At 38.9% G+C, this 6,119-nt stretch carries 7 protein-coding genes and 1 pseudogene; 7 read left to right on the forward strand and 1 reads right to left on the reverse strand.

All coding sequences use genetic code 11. The features are described from left to right. Nucleotides 1-265, forward strand: a pseudogene (locus AC06OU_RS16240) (RlmI/RlmK family 23S rRNA methyltransferase); the annotation flags it as partial. 362 nt (nt 266-627) lie between these two features. On the opposite strand, the gene AC06OU_RS16245 reads toward AC06OU_RS16240, so the two are convergent. Continuing rightward, nucleotides 628-1,053: a GatB/YqeY domain-containing protein gene (locus tag AC06OU_RS16245; protein ID WP_475857165.1), complete on the reverse strand. Its 426-nt coding sequence runs from the start codon at nt 1,051-1,053 to the stop codon at nt 628-630. 137 nt (nt 1,054-1,190) lie between these two features. On the opposite strand from AC06OU_RS16245, the gene AC06OU_RS16250 reads away from it, so the two are divergent. From AC06OU_RS16250 to AC06OU_RS16275, 6 genes are all read left to right on the forward strand, one after another. Beyond that, the gene (locus AC06OU_RS16250; RefSeq protein ID WP_475857166.1) at nt 1,191-1,526 is read left to right on the forward strand and encodes an ArsR/SmtB family transcription factor; all 336 of its coding nucleotides are present in this window, start codon (nt 1,191-1,193) and stop codon (nt 1,524-1,526) included. A gap of 18 nt (nt 1,527-1,544) precedes the next feature. Continuing rightward, complete coding sequence (locus AC06OU_RS16255; protein WP_475857167.1) at nt 1,545-2,840, forward strand: arsenic transporter; 1,296 nt, start codon at nt 1,545-1,547, stop codon at nt 2,838-2,840. 19 nt (nt 2,841-2,859) lie between these two features. Continuing rightward, a complete protein-coding gene (gene arsC, locus AC06OU_RS16260) occupies nt 2,860-3,279 on the forward strand; it encodes an arsenate reductase (thioredoxin) (RefSeq protein ID WP_475857169.1) in 420 nt (139 codons plus the stop codon). Nucleotides 3,280-3,369: 90 nt separating this feature from the next. Beyond that, the gene (locus tag AC06OU_RS16265; protein WP_169359270.1) at nt 3,370-3,816 is read left to right on the forward strand and encodes a MarR family winged helix-turn-helix transcriptional regulator; all 447 of its coding nucleotides are present in this window, start codon (nt 3,370-3,372) and stop codon (nt 3,814-3,816) included. A 72-nt stretch (nt 3,817-3,888) separates the two neighbouring features. Then, nucleotides 3,889-5,223 (forward strand): NAD(P)-binding domain-containing protein, encoded by a 1,335-nt coding sequence (locus tag AC06OU_RS16270; RefSeq protein ID WP_475857170.1) that lies wholly within the window; start codon nt 3,889-3,891, stop codon nt 5,221-5,223. A gap of 173 nt (nt 5,224-5,396) precedes the next feature. After that, nucleotides 5,397-5,888, forward strand: a complete 492-nt coding sequence (locus tag AC06OU_RS16275) for a DinB family protein (protein ID WP_475857171.1) — start codon at nt 5,397-5,399, stop codon at nt 5,886-5,888. The last annotated feature ends 231 nt before the right edge of the window (nt 5,889-6,119 follow it).

Raw genomic sequence — 6,119 nt, forward strand, 5'->3', positions numbered from 1 at the left:
GTATACGTTCAGTTCTGCTAAGGATTATACGAAATTGTTAATAGATGCCATCGCGATAACAGAAAAAAACGGAGTAATTGTTGCCTCCACAAACAATGCAACCTTTGGCATGAAGAAATTTAAGACCTTTGTGGAAAAGGCTTTTAACGAGAGCAATAGAAGCTATGTAATTGAGGATGAGTTCTCGCTACCAAGTGATTTCCGTACTTCCCCTCTCTTCAAAGAAGGTAACTATCTGAAGGTACTTTTCATACGGGCGAAATAAGTAAAGCATAAGCACAACTTAGGCTCGAAATGCTGGGGTAAGAGAAAGGGCAGGTTTTTGGTTACTGCAAGGTTCTTGATTGTTTCCGCAAGATTTAAGCTGATCTGTGCAAGGTTCTCGCTCGTTTCTGCAAGGTTCTCTGCCATCTCTGCAAGGTTTATCTCTTGTTGCAAGATTCTTGCCGGTTTCCGCAAGGTTTAGGCTGATCTCTGCAAGGTTATTACTTGTTTCCGCAAGGTTCTGACCCTTCTCCGCAAGGTTTAGGCTGATTTGTGCAAGGTTCTCTGCCGGAGCCTAATTCGTAAATAGTTTAAGAATAAAAAGGAGGATTGTGACTCAATGAGTCACGATCCTCCTTATTTTTAGATTAAGCTTTTAACTACTTTAGACATTGTTGCTCCATCTGCTTTTCCTGAAAGTAAAGGTTTAGCAATTTTCATTGCGTCACCCATGTTCATTCCCTTAGTAACCCCTGCTTCTGTAAGAGCTGTAGCAATTTCTTCCTCACTTAATTGTTTAGGCAAGAAGCTCTTTAATAATTCCAGCTTGGCTTCCTCTTTCTCAATTAAATCCTCACGCCCCGCATCTTTGGCTCCATCTAATGCTTGGTTCGTTTGTTTTACTTCACGATTTACTACTGCTACTTCCTCTTCTTGCGTTAGAGCAGTACCTTTTTCTTTTTCGGCTTTATCTAAAGCTGCTTTTAAAAGAGTCAATACACCTTTTGATAACACATCTTTATCACGCATCGCTTGCTTCAATTGTTCAAATACTGCTGTTTTTAACATTTAAATACTTCCCTTCTACTTTACGTTCCATGTATTTTATTATAGTCCACCTCTTCTCCTACTGTAAAATTTAGTTGCACCGAGCATATAAGCAAAGTATTATATAAGCAAACACTTATATAAAGGATGGAATACTCTTGGAACAAGAAATCGAACGTGCTGCGAATCTTTTCAAGCTACTCGGTGATAAAACAAGACTTACTATGCTTAAAATGCTTGAATCACACGATTACTGTGTTTGCGAATTTGTGGAGATTTTCAAGACGAGTCAGCCTGCAATTAGTCAGCATTTAAAAAAGTTAAAGGATGCAGGCTTAGTTCAAGAGTCTAGGAGAGGCCAATGGATTATTTATTCACTAAATAGAAATCAGGAGCTCTTTTCACTCGTAAAAAGCTTGCTCGAACATTTGCCAAATCAAGACTTTTACCTTGAACAGCTAGAGGAACAAGGAAGACGTATTTCATGTAAGTAATTATTGGAGGTTTATATATTGTCACCACTTATTTTAGCAGCAACTATTTTTATCGTTACTTTGATTTTTGTCATTTGGCAGCCTAGAGGCTTGAATATCGGCTGGTCTGCCTGCGCAGGAGCGGTTGTCGCGTTATTAGTTGGCGTGGTCGGATTTAATGATGTCCTAACAGTAATAGACATCACCTGGAATGCTACCCTCTCTTTTATAGCAATTATTCTAATTTCATTGATATTAGATGAAATTGGTCTATTTGAATGGGCTGCCCTTCATATGGCTAGAGTAGCAAAAAGCAATGGTATTAAAATGTTTGTCTATGTCAGTCTACTAGGGGCGGTAGTTGCGGCGTTCTTTGCTAATGATGGAGCTGCTTTAATCCTTACCCCTATCGTATTGGCAATGGTTCGCAACTTAAATTTTACAGAGAAAATGATTTTTCCTTTTATTATGGCTAGTGGTTTTATAGCCGATACGACTTCTTTACCCTTTGTCGTCAGTAATCTAGTAAATATCGTTTCTGCTGATTTCTTTGACATTGGATTTATAGAATATGCATCTCGAATGATTTTGCCAAATATATTTTCTTTAATTGCCACTATTACAGTTTTGCTGGTTTACTTTAGAAAAAGTATCCCGAGAACGTACGACTTAACCATGCTTAAACAGCCTAAGGAGGCTATAAAAGATACGTCTATGTTCCGCTTGTCCTGGTATGTGCTTGCTATTCTATTAGTCGGCTATTTCACAAGTGAGTTTATAGGGTTACCTGTGTCATTTGTAGCTGGCGTGGTTGCCATATTTTTTATCGTTATGGCAAGAAAGAGTTCCGTTGTCGATACTCGCACGGTAATTAAAGGTGCACCATGGAATATTGTCTTCTTTTCTATTGGTATGTATGTAGTTGTTTACGGACTAGGAAATGCAGGATTGACTCATGCCTTGGCGGGGGTTATTGAGACTGCTGCTGGATATGGCTTATTTACTGCAACCATGTCTATGGGGTTCATCGCTGCGTTTCTATCATCCATTATGAACAATATGCCTACGGTAATGATTGATGCGCTTGCAATCGCTGAGACCAATACTACTGGTACAATCCGAGAGGCACTTATTTATGCCAATATTATTGGCTCTGATTTGGGACCAAAAATTACACCTATCGGATCTCTTGCAACACTTGTATGGTTGCATGTCCTTTCTCAAAAAGGCGTTAAAATATCTTGGGGAATCTATTTTAAAACAGGTCTCATGTTAACAGTCCCTATTTTATTCATCACACTATTGGGCTTATATCTTTCCTTACTAGCCTATTAACTAAAGGAGCAAAACTACAATGGCCAACAAAATCATATACTTTTTATGCACCGGTAACTCATGCAGAAGTCAAATGGCAGAGGGTTGGGCAAAACAATATTTAAGTGACGAATGGATTGTAAAAAGTGCTGGAATTGAAGCACACGGCCTAAATCCTAATGCTATAAAGGCCATGAATGAGATAGATATCAATATTTCCAATCAAACCTCAGATCTTATTGACATGGACACACTCCATCACGCCGAATTAGTTGTTACTCTATGTGGCGATGCTGCCGACAAATGTCCAGTAACACCACCCCATGTGAAAAGAGTACACTGGGGATTTGATGACCCTGCTAAAGCAAAAGGTTCTGAAGAGGAAAAATGGAGCGTCTTCCAACGAGTTCGCGATGAGATTGGTGAAAGAATTAAGCACTTTGCGAAAACGGGTGAATAAGTATGATTTCGAGCAAATACGCTCGAAATTCTCATTAATTAGTTGCACTTTACAAGTAATGACCATATACTTTAGATAGAGGTGAACTACATGGATAACAAACGGGAGCTATTTCAAATACTGACGCGTCGCTTTGGACTATTAAACAAAAATTGTTGTTCAGTAGGTTCTGCTGATATTTCAACTATTCAAAGCCATATTCTATACGAAATTGATAAACACCCTGATCGTTCTATGCAACAAATTGCAGATATTCTTGCAGTGGATATCACTACTTTTAGTCGACAGATTCAAACATTAATTAAAATGGAATTAGTAAAGAAATGTCCATCCCCTAAAGACAAGAGAGTGTACCTGCTTTCTTTAACCACTCAAGGAAAGTTTGTCGCTACAACAATCGATCAATCGATGAATGACTATTTAGAGGAAGTATTTTCACATATGAATGAGTTTGAAAAAGAAACTGTCATACGCTCCATTCAATTATTGAATCAGGCAATGGCCAAATCGACAGTATGCTGTACTCCGTTACTTTAAGCAAGCGAAAGCTTGCTTGATAAAATATTATATAGTTGCAAAGTGCAAATAAAAAAACAGGAGGTTACTATTATGAATCAAATTAAATTAACGCCGATTAACACAGGATGCTGTTCTTCTACTCCTGAAAAGATTGAACCGAACAAAGATCTACCTATAGCCATTATTGGTGCTGGACCCATTGGCTTGGCAGCAGCTGCTCACTTAGTAAATGCAGGAGAACACTTTATCGTTCTTGAAGCTGGAAGTACTGTTGGACACCATATTTCTTCTTGGGAACATGTACGTTTGTTTTCTCCATGGCAATATAATGTAGATAAGGTTGCGGAGAAATTGTTGGAGAAACAGGGATGGATTGCACCAAATCCTGAGCATCTCCCTTCAGGTAAAGAACTAATTACCAGCTATTTAGAGCCTTTAGCAAATATACCCGAAATAAAGTCTTCACTTTCGCTTAACACGAAGGTAGTATCTATTAGCAAAAAGGAATTAGACAAGATGAAAACTGCCAATCGATCAGATGTACCCTTCATTTTGTACGTAGAGCAAGCGGGACAATTAAAGAGAATGGAGGCACGAGCAGTTATTGACGCAACTGGAACGTGGTCTTCCCCCAATCCGATTAATGCCGACAACATATGGACAAAAGCTGAAAAAGATTTAAAAGACCATATTTATTACGGAATTCCTAATGTACATGGCGCTGCTCTAGACAAATATAAAGGAAAACGAGTAGCTGTTGTTGGTGGTGGTCATTCAGCTATTAATTCGATTTTAGAGCTAGCTCAATTAGATGAAGAAGTTGAAATCATGTGGATTATGAGAAAGAGGAACGTAGAAGCGGCATTTGGAGGAGAAGACAAGGATGCCCTGGCAGCTAGAGGTGAATTAGGCAGTAAAGTACACCAGCTAGTAGATGCCGGCAAAGTGCGGGTATTCACACCATTTCTTATTCACCACTTAGCTAAAACAAAAAATGGAATCATTATAGAAGGTGAATCTCAGGGGCAGGTTACCACTCTACCTCCCGTCGATGAAATTATTGCAAACACAGGTAGTCGACCGGATTTTTCTTTAACAAGAGAGATTCGATTGGATATCGATCCAGTAACTGAAAGCGTGACAGCGATCGCCCCATTAATAGATCCAAATATCCATAGCTGCGGAACTGTTCGCCCCCATGGAGAAGAGGAATTAAGACAGCCTGAAAAGAACTATTATATTGTTGGGATGAAAAGTTATGGTCGTGCCCCTACATTTCTAATGGCAACTGGATACGAGCAAGTGCGCTCTATCGTTGCGTATTTAACTGGAGATTTGGTTGCGGCCAAAAAGGTAGAGTTAGATTTACCTGAAACGGGAGTCTGCAGTGTGAATATTCAAGACCCTACTTCTAGCTGCTGTTAAGCTTTTTTGATATTGTCTCTGGACAGTCATCCATTTGGGGTTCGAAAAATTGGAAAAAAGCCTGTCTCTGCAAATTTTATAGGGAGAGGTCTTTCTCCTCATCCAATTGAGTAAAATTACAAGATACTAATAGTAGCTATCAACTTTTTAATAGCAAACAAGGAGGTATCTTAGTGAGTAAGAAAGAAATTCTGCAAAATGGGGTCAATCAGGTTTTTTACGAAGAAGAATGGTACCCACCGATATCAGAGGCGTTAAAGAATCTTACCGCTGCACAAGCTTGTTGGCGACCAGAGGGAAAAGCAGCTAATACGATTTGGGAAAATGTAAGCCATTTACTGACCTTTAAAGAGCGATTGATTTCTCGCTTACATCATGATGACACCTTTGTTGTTCCACAAAATAATGATGAAACATTTGCCCAAGGTGGAGCTAACGATGAGGGTGCTTGGCAAGAAACAGTGAATCGAACGCTTGAAGTACATGATGCCTTACAATCTACCCTGGCATCTCTTCAAGAAGCAGAATTGGATCAACCTTCTCCTTCACTGCCAGTTTGGCAACAATATCTAAATATTCTTTTACACGATGCTTATCACACAGGACAAATTATACAACTTCGTAAGCTACAAGGTTCCTGGCCAGCTAAACGTTCAGATTTATAAACAATGAGTAAATAGATTAAGTTCACATACAGCAAAATACTTTAAAAGAAAGAAAATCAAACCATTATAAGCTCAATTTCTCCGTATAAAAATTGAGAAATTGAGCTTTTATACTACCCTAGCCCATTGCATCAACTAATTCTCCAGGTTTAAAATCTCCCCTAGATAACCTAGCCTATATAAACGCTTTCGCATGTTCCGGCTGCTGGTTCATAAAAACAATGATCTTTA

The sequence above is a fragment of the Psychrobacillus sp. genome (assembly GCF_056205495.1).